The following is a 17,366-nucleotide window of genomic DNA, read 5'->3' on the forward strand; positions in this document are numbered from 1 at the left end:
ATGAGGATCGCGGGGATCGAGCCCGAGTCCATCGTCGACGGACCCGGGGTGCGATACGCCGTCTTCGCCCAAGGCTGCTCCCTGCACTGCCGAGGGTGCCAGAATCCTGCCAGCTGGGACCCGTGCGGTGGTGCAGTGATGCCGGTGGCGGAGATCATGGCCGACATGCGTGCCTCGTCGCTGGCGCAGGGGCTCACGCTCACCGGCGGCGAGGCCAGCGAGCAGGCCGCCGATGCTGCTGTGCTCGCGCGTCACGCCCACGAGATCGGGTGGGACGTGTGGTGCTGGTCGGGTCACCGGTTCGAGGTGCTGCTGTGCCGTGCCCAGGCCGAGCCCGACCTCGCCCGGCTGTTCGGTGAGGTCGACGTGCTGGTGGACGGCCCGTTCCTGCTGGCTCGTCGTACCCTCGCCCTGGCGTGGCGGGGCAGTGACAACCAGCGCCTCATCGATGTGCCCGCCTCCTTGGCGGCGGGCACCGCGGTGGAATGGGAGGAGAACTCGACGGTCGAGTCCATGCAACGCCAGCGATGATCCACCAGTGTCCCCAGGGCCAGGCGTCTTTCCGCCGAGATGAGTCGCTGTGTCGAGCGTGGGACTGTTGTGCTCCGGTGGTTTGTCAGGGATGAGCACGTCATCTCGACGTGACCCTCTTTATGGACGCCAAGGAAATTCGGCTCATCCGAATCCAGGGTGTAGTCGGGGTCTGAACCCGCCGGTCTCGAGCAGGGATCTGGCGATGTAGTTGGTCAGGTTGCGGAACCCCAGTGCCGAGCCGCGCAGGTGCTCGAGCCTGCCGTTGATCGCCTCGGTGGGCCCGTTGGAGGTGCTGGGCCGGTCGAAGTAGGCCAGCACGTCGGCGGCGCGCTTCTTCAGCGTCCTGCCGAGCTTGGTGATCTCGACCAGGGCCTTGGGGACGCCGGTGCTGATCGAGTCGATGAGCCGGGCCATCAGCTCGCGGCCGTGGCGCCGGTTCTCGTGGCGGTAGGCGGCGATCATGCGCTGGTAGACGCTCCGTGACCTCGACCTCGACGTGGGCGTCGTCGGCGAGCAGGGTGTCCAGTCGGTCCTTCTGCTTGTCGTTGAGCAGGTCGGCGCCGTTACCGCTGCCGCACCGACCAGACGCATGTCTACAGGGAATCCGCGCCCATCGACGACCTGGTCGAAGACCTCATGGTCAAGGCCCTGCGCAAGGTCGAGATGAGGGCCCTGTTGGCACCCGCCGCGCCCGACGTCGATGCGGCCGCCATCCAGCGGGAGTTGGCCGACATCGACGCCAAGAGGATCCACTACGCCACAATGCTGGCCGACGACGAGATGGACGACGCTCAGTTCAAGGCCGCCAACAAGCGGCTCGCCGCGCGTCGCGCGGCGTTGGAGGAGCAACTGCCAGCCCCGGTCTCCCCGGTGGCCCAGCGCATTCTCGATGTGCCCCCGGAGACCGTGGCCAACGAGTGGGCCCTGCTCGACCAGGACGAGAAGCGGGCCCTGATCGACGCACTGTTCACTATCGAGCTGGCGGCCCCCGGCACCAAGGAGAACGCCTACAAGGACTGGCGGAAGAGGATCGTGAACCCCGAGACGGTCATCGTGACGCCGAAGCAGCAGGGCAAGGTTGCTTAGGTGTTTCGCATCGACGGTCGAACAGCGACCAACCCTGCTTGGTGAGGCGATAGCACTTGCCAAAGACGTCGGCCAGCTCGACCAGGTCGCCACCCGCCGCGAACTCGGCCATGCCCCCGCCGACATGCTGGGTGAGGGTGCTGCGGCCCACCAGCTGCCACGTCAGGGCGTGGGCGTCGCCGCTCATCAGCCGCCACAGCAGGCGCACGTCCAGAGCAGCGCTGGGGCTGAAGACCACTTCGGCGGCTGCCCCCACAACAGTGGTCACGTTCAGTGCCTGCTTCTTGGTCAGGCCCGCAGCATCGGCCCACCTCGACCTGGCCTCTGTCCGACGGTGTCGCATGTGCTCGCGGGAATCCAGCCAAGAGCCGGCCTCCGGGTGGGTGCGATCCACGTATGGCTCGAGATCATCGCCGTACTGCAGCGCCCGCTTGTAGAACTCGTCAACCACCCGCAAAGCCCGCTGCTGGCGATCCACTGGGACATCGGGCGCCAGCACCCAGACCGCCATGGCTGTGTCAAGCTAATCCGGCCCCGGAATGACGGCCTCAATTGGCTCCACCCCGTTACGTGCGGACAGGATCCGTTCGGGATCGGATAGCGGACACCTACCCGCCCGGTTTCGAAGCGAGCCAGCAGGCCCATGGCACGCGCGTGGGGTTGCGTGCCATGGGGTTGGTGTCAGTGCTGGGGCGGAAAGCGCCTCTTGACGACCCCGCGGGTGACGCCCTTCCAGTCGGTGTTGTCGGTGGCGATGGTGCCCCGTGTGGTGTCCCTGTAGCCGGCCTCGTCGATGTGGGTGGCCTGTCGCGTGGTGTAGTTCCACGGCGCGCTGCTGGCTTCGGAGGTTCGCGGGGCAGCCGCTTCGGGGGCGGGCTCTTGGCGCTCGGGCTGGACGGCCGACGCTTCGGCCTTGGGCTGGACGGCGGGCGCGGGGGTCTGCGGGGTGAACGGGCTGCTTCCTGTGTCGATGGTGTAGCCGTCGACGGAGGTGTAGTAGCGCATGGTTCCTTCTTGGGTTGATCGTTCTAGCGAATGGGTTGGGGTTGGACGTTCGCGGGGGCGGTCGCCCGGGGTCGTGTGGTTGGCCGGGTCACTGGGTGGGTGGTGTGGTGATGGGCGCTCCTGTGGGGGTGAGAAGGCTGGTCAGTGCTGGCTGTCGACGGGGTAGCGTTTGCGCAGCCAGAGGCTGATGTAGACGAGTCCGATGAGGGCCGGGACCTCGATCAGGGGGCCGACGACGCCGGCGAGGGCTTGGCCGGAGGTGACACCGAAGGTGGAGATGGCGACGGCGATGGCGAGTTCGAAGTTGTTGCCGGCGGCGGTGAAGGCGAGGGTGGTGGTGCGTTCGTAGCCCAGGTGCAGACTCCGTCCGAGCAGGTGGCCGATGCCCCACATGACCGCGAAGTAGGCCAGGAGCGGCAGGGCGATGCGGACGACGTCGAGGGGGCGGCTGGTGATCTGTTCGCCCTGCAGGGCGAACAGCACGACGACGGTGAACAGAAGCCCGTACAGCGCCCAGGGGCCGATCTTCGGCAGGAAGCTGTGCTCGTAGGTTTCGCGGCCCCAGGCGTTCTCGCCCAGGGTGCGGGTCAGGTATCCGGCGACCAGCGGGATGCCGAGGAAGATCAGGACGCTCTTGGCGATCTGCCAGGCGGAGACGTTCAGGCTGGTCTGCTCGAGGCCGAGCCAGGAGGGCAGGGCGGACAGGTAGAACCAGCCGAGCGCGGCGAAGGCGACGACTTGGAAGATCGAGTTGATCGCGACGAGCACGGCGGCCGCTTCGCGGTCACCGCAGGCCAGGTCGTTCCAGATGATGACCATGGCGATGCAGCGCGCGAGCCCGACGATGATCAGGCCGGTGCGGTAGGTGGGCAGGTCGGCGAGGAAGGTCCATGCCAGCGTGAACATCACCAAGGGACCGACGACCCAGTTCAGCAGCAGGCTGGAGACCAGCATGCGCCGGTCGTGGGTGACGGTCCCGAGCCGGTCGTATCGGACCTTGGCGAGCACCGGGTACATCATCACGAGCAGCCCGATGCTGATGGGCAGCGAGACGCCGTCCACCTCGACGGCGGCCAGCGCCGTGCCGATGCCGGGGACGACACGGCCCAGCAGGAGCCCGACGACCATGGCCGCGAGGATCCACACGGGCAGGTAGCGATCGAGCGTGGACAGCTGCTGCGCCACGGGCGTCCGGGTCGGTGTGGACGGTGGTTCGGTGTTGGTTACGGCCATGACTACCTCACATTGACGATCATCGATATGAACGTCCTCATCATATAGAAAACCGTCAATATGACAAGTCACGGGGTGTTCGTCGTCGAGATTCAACCCTTTCGGGTGCGTCGGGGTGCGGCCGTGGAGCTAGGCCGGGTGGAGGTCACCTGTCATGGCGGGGGTGGGGATGGCTTGGCGGCGGCGTGCTGACGATTGGCCCGTCGGGGGTGTGGGCGGGTGGTGAGCGCGCGCTGAGGAGCGCCCCCGGGGTTCACGCTCGGCGGGGGCGCTCATTACTGCAAGGGGTCAGGGTTGGGTGCGAGTGCTCGCTGGCTGGTGCTGGGTCACCCATGCCTGCGCGGCGATCTGGATGGCGTCCCAGGGCGAGCCCAGCGGCGGTGTGTAGGCGAGGTCGAGGTCATTGATGTCGGCCACGTCCATGCCGTGGAAGAGCGCGGTGGCGTAGGTGTCGACCCGCTTGGCGGTCTCGGTGGTCAGGTGCCCGACGAGCTGGGCACCTAGCAGCCTGCCGGTGGCGCGGTCGCCGGTGATGCGGATGGTGATGGGGTGGGATCCCGGGTAGTAGGCCTTGTGGTCGTCGGGCGCCGAGGTGGTGCTGGCGGGGTCGAACCCGGCGGCGATGGCTTCGTGCTCCCGCAGCCCGGTGCGGGCTGCGACCAGGTCGAACACCTTGAGCACCTGGGTGCCGATGCTGCCCGCGAATCGGGCGTTGCCGCCCAGCGCGTTCTCGCCGGCGACCCGTCCCTGTTTGTGGGAGGTGGTGCCCAGTGGGAGGTAGGTGGTGCCGAGCAGGCGATGGTGGGTGGCCACGCAGTCGCCGGCGGCCCACACGTGTGGCAGGCCGGTGGCCATCGTCTCGTCGACGAGCACCGCACCGCGGGGCCCTGTCTGGGCTCCAGATCGGACGAGCAGGTCGGTCTCGGGGGTGACACCGACCACGACCAGAACGAGGTCCACATCCCACGACAGGGCTTCGCCGTCTCTGGCCTGACCGGTCACGTGCAGGCCGTCAGCACCCTTGGCTATGCCGGTGACGCTCGTACCGGTGTGGATATCGACCCCGTGCCGCACGAGTTCGGCATGGACGAGGGTACCGAGTTCGGGGTCGAGGGTGGACAGTACCTCGGGGGCGGCCTCGACCTGGGTGACGTGGATGCCGCGGGTGGTGAGGCCTTCGGCCATCTCCAGGCCGATGTAGCCGGCGCCGACAACCAAGGCGGTGCGCGGCTGCAGCTTCTCGAGGGAGTCGCCCAGGGCGAAGGTGTCGCCCATGGAGTGCAACAGGTGGACGCCGTCGGCGGCGCCGAGGGTGTCGAGTCCGGTGATCGGGGGACGCACGGGCCGGGCGCCGGTGCCGACCACCAGCGCGTCGTAGTCGACCAGGGCGGGGGTGTCGTCGGGTCCGATGGCCTCGAGCTGACGGGCGTCGACGTCGATGCGGGTGGCGCGCGTGTCGAGCAGCAGGTGCAGGCCCGCGGCCTCCAGGTCGGCGCGGGTGCGGTGTGCCAGGTGGTGCCAGTCTCCGACCTCGCCGGAGATGTAGTAGGGGATCCCGCAGATGGAGAAGTTCGGGTAGGCGTCGGCCACCACGACGGTGACCTCGGTCGACGGGTCGAGTTCGCGGGCACGCAGCCCCGCGGAGATGCCGGCATCGCTGCCGCCGACGCACACAACGTGCATGGGGATGTCCTTTCGGGTCGCCGGGCCTCAGCCCAGCATGGCGAGGTACTCGTGCAACGCGGCCAGCCCTTCGGGTCGCGGGGTGAAGTGCGCCCACTTGCCGCGCATTTCCTTGTCCACCAGCCCGGCCTCGACCAGCTTCTTCAGGTGGTGTGACAGCGTCGGCTGGGTCACGCCGAACACCTCGGGCATGTGGCACGCGCACACGCTGGAGCACCGGCTGGCCGCGATGTGGTGCAGGATCCGCAGCCGCACCGGGTCAGCGAGCGCCTTCACGACGAGCGCAACCCGTTCCGCCTGCTCCATCGAGATCGTGCCACCACCCGGCGCGCAGGCCTCGGCGGCGGCCATCGGGGCTTCCAGCAGTTCGGTCATGCAGACATGCTACCCGCTCATATTGACACTTGTCGATATGTGTGCCACGCTCACTCATATCGACGGTCATCAATGCGTGATGGTCGTCCTCCACCCGAGCCGGAGGTTTCCCATGCCCGTCATCCGTGTCTTCGAACCTGCACTGTGTTGCAACACCGGGGTCTGCGGCCCCGACCTCGACCAGGAGCTGGTCGACTTCACCGCCGCGGTCAACGCCCTCAAGGCGCAGGGGGTGGACGTCCACCGCGCCAATCTGGCCAGCGAGCCGGCGCAGTTCGCGGAGCACCCCGTGGTCGTCAAGTTCCTGCAGGCCGCCGGCTCCGAGGGGCTACCCCTGACGCTGGTCGACGACGTCACCGTGCTGGCCGGCCGCCACCCGCGCCGCGACGAGCTGGAGCGCTACGCCGGCCTGAACCCGACGAAGGACGCCCAGCCCCAGGGCGGATGCTGCGGCCCGCAGCAGGAAGCCCCCGCCGCGTCCACTGGCTGCTGTGGGCAGCCCGCCACTACCAGCACCGTGTCCGGCTGCTGCTGACCCCGACTCGAACTTTCAGGAGATGGTGATGACCCAGTTTCTCGACAACCCGCCCCGGCACTTTTTCTTCACTGGCAAGGGCGGTGTCGGCAAGACCAGCATCGCGTGCGCCACGGCCGTGCACCTCGCCCACCAGGGCAAGCGGGTGCTGCTGGTCAGCACCGACCCGGCGAGCAACATCGCCCAGGTGTTCGGTGCCACCATCGGCAACAAGATCACCCCAATTCCGCAGGTGCCCGGCCTCGACGCGCTGGAGATTGACCCCGACGAGGCCGCTGAGGCCTACCGCAACAAGATCCTGGAACCGGTGCGCGCGGTCCTGCCCATCAAGGAGATCGAGGCCATCACCGAGCAGCTGTCGGGCTCCTGCACCACCGAGATCGCCTCGTTCAACGAGTTCACCGACCTGCTCGCCGACACCCAGGCCACCGCCGGCTACGACCACGTCATCTTCGACACCGCCCCCACCGGCCACACCATCCGCCTGCTGCAGCTGCCCGGCAGCTGGACCAGCTACCTTGACAACGGCAAGGGCGACGCGTCCTGTCTGGGGCCCATGAGCGGGCTCGAGAAGAACCGCGCCACCTACCGCGCCGCCGTCGAGGCCCTCACCGACCCCACCAGCACCCGCCTGGTGCTCGTCGCCCGGGCCCAGCAGTCCACGCTGCGCGAGGTCGCCCGCACCCTGGACGAGCTCGCCGAGCTCGACATCCACGCCACCAACCTGGTCGTCAACGGCGTCTTGCCCGCCGTGGCCGCCACCGACGACCTGTCCCGCGCCATCCACGACCGCGAACAGGCCGCGCTCGCTGCCATGCCTGCCGCCCTGGCAGCCCTGCCCCGCGACACGGTGAGCCTCAAGAGCGTCAACATGGTCGGCCTGGAGGCACTCGCCACCCTGTTCCACGACGAGGACGCCCCGCAGGCCGACGCGCAGGACACCGGCGGGCAGGGCATCGGCCAGCAGCCGCACCTCGCCGGCCTGGTCGACCAGCTCGCCGAGGCCGACCATGGGCTCGTGATGACGATGGGCAAGGGCGGTGTCGGCAAGACCACCGTCGCAGCCGCCATCGCCATCGCCCTGGTCCAGCGCGGCAAGAAGGTCCTGCTCACCACCACCGATCCCGCCGCGCACCTGTCGACCACCCTCGGCAACGACGTCGACGGGCTCGAGGTCAGCGCCATCGACCCTGAGAAGGCCATCCAGGAGTACCGCGACCACGTCATGGCCTCCAAGGGCGCCAAGCTCGACGACGCCGGCCGCGCCGCCCTCGCCGAGGACCTCATGAGCCCCTGCACCGAGGAGATCGCCGTCTTCCAGCAGTTCAGCCGCGCCGTGAACAAGGCCCGCGACCAGTTCGTCATCATGGACACCGCCCCCACCGGCCACACCCTGCTCCTGATGGACGCCACCGGTTCCTACCACCGCGACATCACCCGCCACCTCGACGACGACCGGCGCGGCCACGTCACCACCCCGCTGATGCGGCTCCAAGACCCCGACCACACCAAGATCATCGTGGTCACCCTGCCCGAGACCACCCCCGTCACCGAGGCGCAGGCCCTGGCCAGCGACCTGGAACGCGCCAACATCCACCCGTGGGCGTGGGTCGTGAACAACTCCCTCGCGGCAGCCCACCCCACCAGCCCACTGCTCGCCACCCGCGCACGCTCCGAGCAACAGCAGCTGGACGCGGTGGCCGCCACCACCAACCGCATGGCCGTCATCCCCACCCAGACCCGCGAACCCGTCGGCACGCAACAGCTCACCGCTCTCAGCAACTGACTCAGGGAGTGACGCCTACCCGCCGGACCCAACTGGTGGATCCGGCGGTAGGCGACTGCCTATTTGCAGTGTGTCACCCGGCCTGTCGGGCTCGGGTGTGGGCGAGGCGGTAGGAGTTGGTGCCGGTTTCGATGATGGTGGCGTTGTAGGTGAGGCGGTCGACGATCGCGGCGCACAGGCGGGGGTCGGTGAAGGTGTCGGTCCAGGCGGAGAAGGACTGGTTGGAGGCGATCGCGATGGCGTTCTTCTCCTCGCGTTCGGTGAGGACTTGGAACAGCAGTTCGGCGCCTCGCCGGTCGAGTTCCATGTAGCCGAGCTCGTCAATGACGAGGAGGTCGACGCGGCCGTAGCGGTTGATGGTCTTGGTGAGTTGTTTCTCGTCGGCGGCTTCGACGAGCTCGTTCACGAGCCGGGTGGCGAGGGTGTATCGGACGCGGTAGCCCTGTTCGGCGGCGGCGGTGCCGAGTGCGATGAGCAGGTGGGATTTGCCGGTGCCGGAGTCCCCGATCAGGCACAGGGGGTCGCCGCGGCGGATCCAGTCGCCGGTGGCGAGCTCGTTGATGGTGGCGGGGTTGATGCTGGGGTTCGCGGTGAAGTCGAAGTCGGCGAGCCATTTCTCGCGGGGGAAGCCGGCGCTCTTGATGCGACGCAGGGTGGAGCGGCGGTCGCGGTCGTCGACCTCGGCCAGGAGGAGTTCGGCGAGGAAGCCTTGGTAGGTGAGTTGTTCCTTGGTGGCGGCCGTCACGGCGTCGTCGACGACGGCGCGGATGGTGGGCAGCCGCAGCCGGCGGCAGGCCTGGTCGATCGCGGCCTGCGCGGCTTGTTCGGTGAGGCCGTGACGACGACGAAGACTGCCCGGACGGGAGCTGCTGGTGTTCGTGGTCATGGGGTTCCTGTCTGGGTGTGGTGGTGGACCTCGGCGGAGGCCGGGGCGGGGTCGGGTTGGCGGCGGCGCAGGAGTTCGTCGTAGGCAGTGACAGTGGGCAGGGGGCGGGTGTCCTCGGGCAGGTGCGCGATGACCTGGTGCGGGTCGGTGGGGCGTCGTGGTGGCAGGTTCACGACCGTCCCCCGCCTGGTCGGGCTGACTGGGGCGGGTGTGTGGGTGATGGCGTGGCGGCGGGCTTCGACGGCGACGACGTCGGGGCTGATCGCACCAACGGACAGGGCTGAGGTGATGCCGGCGATCACCGCCTCGGCCGGAAGGGATCGGTGGAGCAGGAGCACGTCGATCAACTCCTGGGTGCCCGCGACGTCGCCGCTGGTCTTGCGGGCGGCAGCCCAGAACGCGTCGTGGGCGGCGGTGAACGCCCCCGCGGCTCTGGCTTGGGCCAGGACGGTCGAGCCGGGGAACGCGCCGGGCTTGTGGCGCAGAACCTCGAGGTAGTGGTCCAGCTCGACCCGGGTCACCCCACGCGTGCCGAGGCGGGGATGGGTGGCGACCACGGTGCGGCCCTCGAGCACGACCACGCACGAGGTCCGCAGAATGACCCGGACGCGCTGCCCGATCAGGTGCGCCGGAACGGAGTACTTGACCATGCGCACGGTGATCAGGGCGGAGCGGTCGACGCGTGGGTGGAGGATCAGGCCGGGGTCGAAGTCATCGGCCGGCAGCGGCGCCAGGTGGTCGAGTTCGGCGCGGTAGTCCTGCCCGATCGTGTTCGCATGGCCGGCGATCCGGCGGGTGTTGTCGTCGACTTCCCAGACACGGATCTGGTCGTTGAGTTCGTCCAGGCTAGCTGTAACCACCACACAGGTTAGGTACATCGGGCTGGTCAGAGACAGCTCTGGCTGGACACGGGCGAGGGCCTCTGGGTGGAGTGTGTTGCTACCACACAAAGCACGACTCCCAAGAGGCCCTCATGACCCACCGTAATGCCCCGTTGTCCGAAACCGGACGTTTGCGCCTGGCCTGCTGCATCGTCGAGGATGGCTGGCCCCTGCGTCGGGCCGCCGAACGCTTCAACGTCAGCGTCACCACGGCCCAACGCTGGGCACAGCGCTACCGCGCCCACGGGCCGGCCGGAATGCGTGATCACTCCAGCCGATCCCACCACCAGCCCCGACGGGTCTGCCGTCGCACGCAACGACGGGTGGTGGGATTGCGCATCACCCACCAGTGGGGCCCAGCACGCATCGCCTACCACCTACGCCACCAGCACCTCAGCGTCTCGACCGTCGGCAAGATCCTGCAACGCTACGGATGCCCACCCCTGACCTGGATCGACAAGGCCACCGGCGCCCGGCTACGCGCCCAGCCCACACCCGTCCGCTACGAACACGACACCCCCGGTTCGCTGGTCCACGTCGACATCAAGAAGCTGGGCCGGATCCCCGACGGCGGCGGCCACCGCATGGTCGGACGCGCCCAAGGAGTACGCAACCGTGGCCGATCCGGCAGCGGGGGTGGGTATCACTACATCCACAACGCCGTCGACGACCACTCCCGCCTGGCCTACGTCGAGGTCCTCAGCGATGAGCGCAAGGACACCGCCGCCGGGTTCTGGACCAGGGCCCAGGCCTGGTTCGCCAGCCAGGGCATCACCGTCAAGCGGGTCCTGACCGACAACGGCTCCTGCTACCGGTCCAAAGCCTTCAACAAGGCACTCAAAGACACCCACATCACGCACAAGTACACCCGGCCCTACACGCCCAAGACCAACGGCAAGGTCGAGCGGTTCAACAGGACCTTGGTCGCCGAGTGGGCCTACGCACGGCCCTACGCCAGCGAGACCGACCGCCTGGCCGAACTCCCCGGCTGGCTGCACCACTACAATCACCACCGCGGACACACCGCGCTCAAAGGCAAATCACCCGCCGACCGCGTACCTAACCTGTCCGGCGATTACAACTAGACGCCGGGACGCGCCACCTCTTCCAGGTGGCGCGTCCCGAACTGTCAGGCCTGTGCTGGTCGTTCCGGTCCAGCAGCTCGACGCGGCGGAGCTCCTTCAACCTTCACGGCATCTGCGGTATGCCGTGGCGTACCGGAGGGCTCGTCCCTCTCCGAGCCGTCCGGAGCCTCAGCGCGGGCGTCCAGGGAAGGAATCTCCACGGCGTCACCGGAGGCTGCCAAAGTCTCCTGAGAAGTTCTCTCCCTAGACTCAGACGCGGCGCGCATCTGGATACCAGTGTGGTGGGACAGCGGCACGTCCTTGAGGAGGAAGGCCAGCAGACCTGCTACAGCAACCATCGGGGCCATCCACAGGAACAGCGGGGTCAGGGAGTTGACGTAGGCCTGGACGATACCGTCCCGAATGGCGTCAGGCATCTGATTGACGGCACCCGGGGTCAGCGAGGCTGCGGCGTGGCTGTGCGAGCTCATCGAGCCCAGCGCCTTGAGAACGGTCGGATCCTTGCTGGTGGCCAGGGAGGTGAACAGGTCCGTGACACGATTGGTCAGGCGGGTGGTGAAGGCCACGCCGATAAGAGAAGAGCCCAGGCACACACCGATCTGACGGAAGAAGTTGTTGTGGCTGGTGGCCGTTCCCAGCAGGGTTGGGCGGACGTCGTTCTGGACCGCCATGACGAGCAGCTGGAAGAACATACCCATGCCCAGACCGAGGACGAAGGTGTCGCCCATGATCCGCCAGACCGGGGAGTCCTGGTTCAGGGTCGACATCAGCGTCATGCCACCGGCAGCGACGATCGGGCCGATGATGATGAAGATGCGGTAACGACCTATCCGGGAGGTCAACAGGCCAGTCACCGTCGAGGCCAACAGAATACCGATCGTCATGGGGATGAGCAGTAGACCAGACACCGTGGCCGAGTAGCCGTAGGTCATCTGCATGTAGGTCGGCAGATAGGCCAGCACACCGAACATGGCGCCCATGGCGAGCATTCCGATGATCGTCGAGACGACGAAGGTGCGGTTGTGGAACAGCTCCAGCGGCAGCACCGGATCCTCGACCCGACACTCGACGACGGGCAGCACAGCCCACGCCACGACCGCGACGACGCTCAGGCCGATGATCTGCCAGGACAGCCAGTGGTACTGGGAACCGCCCCAGGTGGCCACCAGCACGATGGCCACGGCGCCGACGTCCATGAGGGTTAGACCTAGCCAGTCAATCTTCGTCGTCAGCTCATGCTTGGGTAGCTTGAGGGCGAAGAGGCAGGCCACCCAGGCCACGACACCCAGCGGCAAGTTGATCCAGAACACCCAGCGCCAGGAGATCGAGTCGGTGAGCCAGCCGCCCAGCAGCGGGCCGAGCACCGAGGACACACCGAACATCGCGCCCATCGGCGCCATGTAGGCGGCACGAACGCGCGGTGGGATGAGGTCGCCGGTGATGGCCTGGGACAAGATCATGAGGCCACCGCCACCCAGGCCCTGGATGAAGCGGAAGAAAATGAAGGTGATCATGGTGTTAGCGGTGCCGCACAGGGCAGACCCCAGCAGGAACAGGCCAATGGCGATGAGGTAAAGGGTCTTACGACCGATGAGGTCGGAGAGACGGCCATACAGCGGCATACCGACGGTGATGGCCAGGGTGTACGCGGTGATGACCCACGCCATGTGCTCGACGCCGGACAGGTCACCGACAATGGTCGGCAGAGCGGTGGCGACGATCGTCTGGTCCAAGGAGGACAGGAACATCACCATCATGAGGCAGAGATAGACAACCCAGAATCGACGATCTGGTTTGAACTTGGCAGCCTCAGGAGCGGCAGCAGTTGCAGACATGTCACAGCTTTCTGATGTTGGATGGGAAATGCGGGGCGCGTTGTCGCGCAGGTTGTGACGAGTCAGCTCGCTGCTCACGGCGTCAAAACCGACACCTGATCGCCGGCCAATTCCGCGGACAGCCTGACCCAGACATCGACGACCCGGTCAAAGGTGCCGACCACCTCGGCAGAACTGGCCCCAGGACGGACCATGGCCGCTTGGAAGACTGAGCGCTCCATCGCCTGGATGGTGCCCACGAGGGCAAGGACTTCCAGAGAGTCCTCGGAGCGGCCGATCCGGCGAGCAGCTGCCGCCATGAGGGCAGCGCGTTGACAGTCAACGGACTCCTTGAGGGCCATCCGAAGCTCGGTGCTCTCCCCGCTGATTCTCATGAGCTCTCGCAGATCGTCGAGGTCGACGTCGAAGCTTCGCCACCTGGCATCGAGCAGGGTGCGAATGGCATCGGCCAGTGACGTCGAGGTGTCCGTCGCGAAGGTCTCGAGGGCCTCCTCCGAGTGGGCGACCACCGGAGGCAGATAGACGTCATACTTGGACGGGAAGTGGTTGAACACGGTTCGTCGCGACACCCCAGCACGCTCGGCGATGTCGTCGACTGTGACCTCGTCCACCGGCTTCTCGACCGCCAATTCCATTGCAGCACGGCGAATGACGCCCTGAGTGCGGATTGCTGTTGGTGAAGTCACACTCACAATTTTGTACTGAGTGCAGTGTCTGCATCAAGTGCAGAATCTGCACCCAGTACACAAAGTGTCACGCCCTCGGTGAACGATGGCGTGAGAAGGTTCACCGGAAGGCGTGCCAGGCAGCTTTGAGATAGGGCCAGGCACGTTGGGCTGACTCCCGCCACTGCTCGAGCGAGCCGGTGGCCCGATGCACCCAGGATCCGGCTTCCTGACCGACCGATGGCGCCAACCACAGCACCCCGACGACAACCGTGAACACACTCACGACGAGGGCCACTGTGACCATGCGGGTCCACATCCCTCGACGTTGACGAGCTCCCGAGACATTGTCGTGGGTCCGGGAGAACCATCTGGTGAAGAAGGCACCGCCCAGAGCGATGACGAGGCTGGTGACGGCAGCGCCGATCATCGTCCCGCCGATTCCCAGGCCTCCCACGACTCCGGTCGCAACGGCCGAGGCGCAGGCACCAGCCGCCACCTCATAGGGTCGAGGCCACCGGTGACGGGGCTCGGCCTTCTGCGCGGGTGCCGCTTGGGCAGCCCGAGGGTTGTGAGACTCAGCTGCGGCGGGCCGAGAGGAACGAATCGTTGCCAGCGAGCAGGCCGCCGATGCTGCTGTGCTCGCGCGTCACGCCCACGAGATCGGGTGGGACGTGTGGTGCTGGTCGGGTCACCGGTTCGAGGTGCTGCTGCGCCGTGCCCAGGCCGAGCCCGACCTCGCCCAGCTGTTCGGTGAGGTCGACGTGCTGGTCGACGGCCCTTTCCTGCTTGCCCGTCGCACCCTCACCCTGGCGTGGCGAGGCAGCGACAACCAGCGCCTCATTGACGTGCCCGCCTCCTTGGCGGCGGGCACCGCGGTGACGTTGAGTACTTGACCGCCTCGTCGGTGACGCCTCCGCCCGAACCCGGGGGCATCAATGCGTCGCAGACACGTACTGCAGTTCGGAGGGGGTTCAGTGAGCGACACCACCGACGCGGAGCCTCGCCTGAACGTCATCCAGCCGCTGTGCGAACGGGTCAGTCACGCCTGCGGCGCGGTGCCACGTCGGGGCAGGCCCATGGCCAGCACTCCGAACACCATCGACGCCCCGGCCCACCCCAGGCTCACAGCTCCCGACGGGTCGGCGACCACCCAGTTCCACCACGCGTCGGCTCCCTCGGTCTGACGCCCGGCGAGCAGACAGACGAAGAAGAATCCGATCGCGGGCAGCGAGGCCAGAGCGCGAGGCACCCAACGCGACGCGAGCATCGTCAACCCCATGAGCACCGGTACGTCACGCACCACCGAGGCACTGGAGCGGCCACCCCACAACCCAGGGATCATGAGAAGGACGATGATCACGCCCAGGGCGGCGTCCCACCAGCCAACCGGCCGAGACGAGCGGTACTCCACGTCGGGTTCGGCCCTGCTCAGCCCCACGGAGTACAGCACCGCCAGAACCAACCCGAACAGATTGGCCACGACGACGACCGTCCCCATGCTGCCGAAGACTGCTGGAACGGTGACCCCGGTCGGGTCGGTGAGCGCGCACACCACCGAGAAGACGCACGTCACGACGAGCTGGCACACGGCCATGCGATTCTTCAGCCAGAGTCTCACCGCGGACACGCCCTCAAATAGTCCTGCATCTGGGAGACAGTGTGTCGCTGGACGGCAGCACTGCGGGCGGTGAGGTCATCGGCCCACTTCTGGTCCCGAGGGTCCAGGTCGTCGGTGCTCACCTCGAGCCCACCGTCGCGAGCCACCCGGCGCAGCCATGCGTCGATGCGACCGGCGAACTCGACGACCTCAACGGGCTGTTGTCCCGAGGTGAGTGCCGGGCAGTGGTACGTCGCGGTGGCGCTCGCCAGGGCTGCCGTGACGCGGGAGGGATCGGTGAGATCCGGGGAGGCGCTGACGGCAACCGCGTCAATGTCCGACACAGGCTGCTCGGAGTAGACCACGGGCAATTGCACTCCAGAGCGTGCCCAGACGGGCCACACCCGCTGCATCGCAGCGGTGACCGAACTGCGCTGGGGTTCATGTTCGGGCAGCAGGCACAGCCGGGCCGACGTGCCGGTGACCGGCCGACAGGTGAGGGCCATCTCACGGGGCCTCGTGGGGAAGGCGTCCATCTGGTTCACCTGGCTGGCCCCGATGACCAGTCCACCGGCCAGCACGACGATGCTGGTGGTCAGGAGCAGGTTGCGGCCCTTTCGGACGACCCGGGCCTGCACGGCGAGACCGGAGGCGAGCAACAGCCCGAGGTTGACGGCTGCTGTCCCGGCGACGACGGCTGGATCAAGGGTCTGGGTGACTGAGCAGCAGTCGATCCACTCCCCGGTGAGGTGACGCAGCCAGTAGATGGACATTCCCGGTGGGAAGATGACCCATGCCAGGGGTGTGGCCAGAGCCAGCGGCGCTGCCACGGCCAAGGGGATCGACAGTCCCAGGGCGATCCCGGCCAGCGCCCACGCCCATATGGACACAGCCGTCGCCCCGAACACCTGCCACCCCAGCAGATGGGTGGCGAAGCCATGCCGAGACATGAGAACAGTGAGGAGAACAGTGGGCACCGTGGCCGACCACACCCATGGGGCCATGACGACGCGCCACCAGGGCCGCACTCGGTCGCACGTCAGTGCCACGGTGCGCAGTCGGTGTCCCTCAAGGGCCCCGGCCAGGGCACACAGTGCAGTGGTGATCACCGCTGCGCCGGCATCAGCGACGATGCGACTGACCCAGTACGGTTCCCCGGTGGGCTTGCGGGTGCTGAGTACGAGGACCAGTGCCACCAGTGGCGACAGCCAGGCCCCTGGAGCCGTCCGAAGCCTCGTGGACCACCTCATTCGTCGGTCACCAGACTCAGGTAGGCCATGTCGGCCCGTCGCGGCGTCCCTTCGGGGGCGAGGTCGAGGAAGGCTCGCGGGGTGCCGTCGAAGACCACCCCTCCAGCGTCAAGGACCACGACCCGGTCGTAGTCCTCGGTGAGGTCCTCGACCTGATGGGTGGAGACGACCACGACGTTGTCGTCGGGAACGCGGTGCAACACGGTGCGCAGCCGCATCCGCTGTGCCGGGTCCAGTCCTGCGGTGGGTTCGTCGAGCAGCAACACCTGTGGCCGACCGATGAGCACTTGGGCGAGCCCGACGCGACGCAGCTGGCCCCCGGACAGTTGCCCACAGCGGGTCTGCGCCTTGGGCATGAGATCAACGGCTGCCAGGATCTCGTCGGTGCGCGACGAGGCCTCGCGAAGCGGCAACCCCATGAGCCAGCCGCAGTAGGTCACCTGTTCGCGCACGCTCAGCCCGGCAATGGGGCGGATGTTCTGGCGCATGAGACCGACCCGGCGACGCAACTCGCGCGGTGATGACGGGTGCCTCGCGTCCAGCCCGATCCAGCCCGAGTTCGGCACCTGAGACCCGCAGCACAACGAGAAGAGGGTCGACTTGCCAGCACCATTGGGGCCCAGCAGCACGGTGCGACCCGGGGTGAACTCGAGACTCACGCCAGTCAGCACGGGCTGGCGGCGCCGGTAGGAGAACGTCACCTCGTCAAGAATCATATGTTGGGCCTCAGTCAGTAATTCACTCGGAAGGAGGCGACGGAAACAGAGCTCTTTCCATGGATTCCTCGTATGGAGGCGGGATGATCCCCTTGAGCTGTCGACCCCATCCGATCGTTCCAGTCCTGCTGCAGAACAGCGTCCTGGCTGCGAGAGAACTGGCACGTCAACTGTGTCTGCACAGGCGAAGGATACTGAGAATGGTGGAGAT

General features: G+C 67.3%; 16 protein-coding genes and 4 pseudogenes. 6 read left to right on the forward strand and 14 right to left on the reverse strand.

What is annotated here, in order from left to right; translation table 11 throughout:
- A complete protein-coding gene (locus ACP8JZ_RS00680; protein ID WP_484482507.1) occupies nucleotides 1–531 on the forward strand; it encodes a 4Fe-4S cluster-binding domain-containing protein in 531 nt (176 codons plus the stop codon).
- 144 nt (nucleotides 532–675) lie between these two features.
- On the opposite strand, the pseudogene ACP8JZ_RS00685 reads toward ACP8JZ_RS00680, so the two are convergent.
- A pseudogene (locus tag ACP8JZ_RS00685) lies at nucleotides 676–1,096 on the reverse strand (transposase); the annotation flags it as partial.
- Between the two features lie 74 nt (nucleotides 1,097–1,170).
- Here ACP8JZ_RS00685 and ACP8JZ_RS00690 point away from each other — a divergent pair.
- The gene (locus ACP8JZ_RS00690) at nucleotides 1,171–1,620 is read left to right on the forward strand and encodes a hypothetical protein (protein WP_002546830.1); all 450 of its coding nucleotides are present in this window, start codon (nucleotides 1,171–1,173) and stop codon (nucleotides 1,618–1,620) included.
- Here the strand turns inward: ACP8JZ_RS00690 and ACP8JZ_RS00695 are convergent.
- The 5 genes from ACP8JZ_RS00695 to ACP8JZ_RS00715 form a co-directional block, all read right to left on the reverse strand.
- A complete protein-coding gene (locus ACP8JZ_RS00695; RefSeq protein ID WP_484484257.1) occupies nucleotides 1,583–2,098 on the reverse strand; it encodes a hypothetical protein in 516 nt (171 codons plus the stop codon). The two genes, ACP8JZ_RS00690 and ACP8JZ_RS00695, sit on opposite strands and share 38 nt — an antisense overlap.
- 203 nt (nucleotides 2,099–2,301) lie before the next feature.
- Nucleotides 2,302–2,625, reverse strand: coding sequence for a hypothetical protein (locus ACP8JZ_RS00700; RefSeq protein WP_008598593.1), 324 nt, complete (start codon nucleotides 2,623–2,625; stop codon nucleotides 2,302–2,304).
- Between the two features lie 141 nt (nucleotides 2,626–2,766).
- Complete coding sequence (arsB, locus tag ACP8JZ_RS00705) at nucleotides 2,767–3,858, reverse strand: ACR3 family arsenite efflux transporter (protein WP_484482508.1); 1,092 nt, start codon at nucleotides 3,856–3,858, stop codon at nucleotides 2,767–2,769.
- 288 nt (nucleotides 3,859–4,146) lie between these two features.
- Nucleotides 4,147–5,541 (reverse strand): FAD-dependent oxidoreductase, encoded by a 1,395-nt coding sequence (locus ACP8JZ_RS00710; RefSeq protein ID WP_002546834.1) that lies wholly within the window; start codon nucleotides 5,539–5,541, stop codon nucleotides 4,147–4,149.
- A gap of 27 nt (nucleotides 5,542–5,568) precedes the next feature.
- The gene (locus ACP8JZ_RS00715; RefSeq protein ID WP_002546835.1) at nucleotides 5,569–5,916 is read right to left on the reverse strand and encodes an ArsR/SmtB family transcription factor; all 348 of its coding nucleotides are present in this window, start codon (nucleotides 5,914–5,916) and stop codon (nucleotides 5,569–5,571) included.
- A gap of 79 nt (nucleotides 5,917–5,995) precedes the next feature.
- Here ACP8JZ_RS00715 and arsD point away from each other — a divergent pair, with 79 nt between their 5' ends.
- Both arsD and arsA read left to right on the forward strand, forming a co-directional pair.
- Nucleotides 5,996–6,451, forward strand: a complete 456-nt coding sequence (arsD, locus tag ACP8JZ_RS00720; protein WP_484482770.1) for an arsenite efflux transporter metallochaperone ArsD — start codon at nucleotides 5,996–5,998, stop codon at nucleotides 6,449–6,451.
- Nucleotides 6,452–6,479: 28 nt separating this feature from the next.
- Entirely contained in the window at nucleotides 6,480–8,237 is a 1,758-nt protein-coding gene (arsA, locus tag ACP8JZ_RS00725; protein WP_484482509.1) for an arsenical pump-driving ATPase, read from the forward strand.
- 73 nt (nucleotides 8,238–8,310) lie between these two features.
- On the opposite strand, the gene istB is transcribed toward arsA, so the two are convergent.
- Nucleotides 8,311–9,123 (reverse strand): IS21-like element helper ATPase IstB, encoded by an 813-nt coding sequence (gene istB / locus ACP8JZ_RS00730; protein WP_484482510.1) that lies wholly within the window; start codon nucleotides 9,121–9,123, stop codon nucleotides 8,311–8,313.
- Nucleotides 9,120–9,998, reverse strand: a pseudogene (locus tag ACP8JZ_RS00735) (Mu transposase domain-containing protein); the annotation flags it as partial. The pseudogene ACP8JZ_RS00735 and the gene istB, both read right to left, overlap by 4 nt.
- 98 nt (nucleotides 9,999–10,096) lie before the next feature.
- Here ACP8JZ_RS00735 and ACP8JZ_RS00740 point away from each other — a divergent pair.
- Nucleotides 10,097–11,089, forward strand: a complete 993-nt coding sequence (locus ACP8JZ_RS00740) for an IS481 family transposase (RefSeq protein WP_484482511.1) — start codon at nucleotides 10,097–10,099, stop codon at nucleotides 11,087–11,089.
- 44 nt (nucleotides 11,090–11,133) lie between these two features.
- On the opposite strand, the gene ACP8JZ_RS00745 is transcribed toward ACP8JZ_RS00740, so the two are convergent.
- The 3 genes and pseudogenes from ACP8JZ_RS00745 to ACP8JZ_RS00755 all read right to left on the reverse strand — a co-directional run.
- A complete protein-coding gene (locus ACP8JZ_RS00745; protein ID WP_065861037.1) occupies nucleotides 11,134–12,924 on the reverse strand; it encodes an MDR family MFS transporter in 1,791 nt (596 codons plus the stop codon).
- A 74-nt stretch (nucleotides 12,925–12,998) separates the two neighbouring features.
- Complete coding sequence (locus tag ACP8JZ_RS00750) at nucleotides 12,999–13,610, reverse strand: TetR/AcrR family transcriptional regulator (protein ID WP_065861038.1); 612 nt, start codon at nucleotides 13,608–13,610, stop codon at nucleotides 12,999–13,001.
- Between the two features lie 100 nt (nucleotides 13,611–13,710).
- Nucleotides 13,711–14,205, reverse strand: a pseudogene (locus ACP8JZ_RS00755) (hypothetical protein); the annotation flags it as partial.
- On the opposite strand from ACP8JZ_RS00755, the pseudogene ACP8JZ_RS00760 reads away from it, so the two are divergent.
- Nucleotides 14,201–14,485: pseudogene (locus ACP8JZ_RS00760) on the forward strand (4Fe-4S cluster-binding domain-containing protein); the annotation flags it as partial. The pseudogenes ACP8JZ_RS00755 and ACP8JZ_RS00760 overlap by 5 nt on opposite strands.
- Before the next feature lie 146 nt (nucleotides 14,486–14,631).
- Here ACP8JZ_RS00760 and ACP8JZ_RS00765 read toward each other — a convergent pair.
- From ACP8JZ_RS00765 to ACP8JZ_RS00775, 3 genes are read right to left on the reverse strand one after another with little or no spacing between them, the layout of a single operon-like run.
- Entirely contained in the window at nucleotides 14,632–15,210 is a 579-nt protein-coding gene (locus ACP8JZ_RS00765) for a hypothetical protein (RefSeq protein WP_484482512.1), read from the reverse strand.
- Entirely contained in the window at nucleotides 15,207–16,439 is a 1,233-nt protein-coding gene (locus ACP8JZ_RS00770) for a DUF7224 domain-containing protein (RefSeq protein ID WP_023034772.1), read from the reverse strand. The genes ACP8JZ_RS00765 and ACP8JZ_RS00770 overlap by 4 nt, the downstream gene beginning before the upstream one ends.
- The gene (locus ACP8JZ_RS00775) at nucleotides 16,436–17,155 is read right to left on the reverse strand and encodes an ATP-binding cassette domain-containing protein (protein WP_023034773.1); all 720 of its coding nucleotides are present in this window, start codon (nucleotides 17,153–17,155) and stop codon (nucleotides 16,436–16,438) included. Before ACP8JZ_RS00775 ends, ACP8JZ_RS00770 begins: the two co-directional genes overlap by 4 nt.
- Nucleotides 17,156–17,366 lie beyond the last annotated feature (211 nt).

This window comes from Cutibacterium sp. LaCa_286, assembly GCF_057198075.1.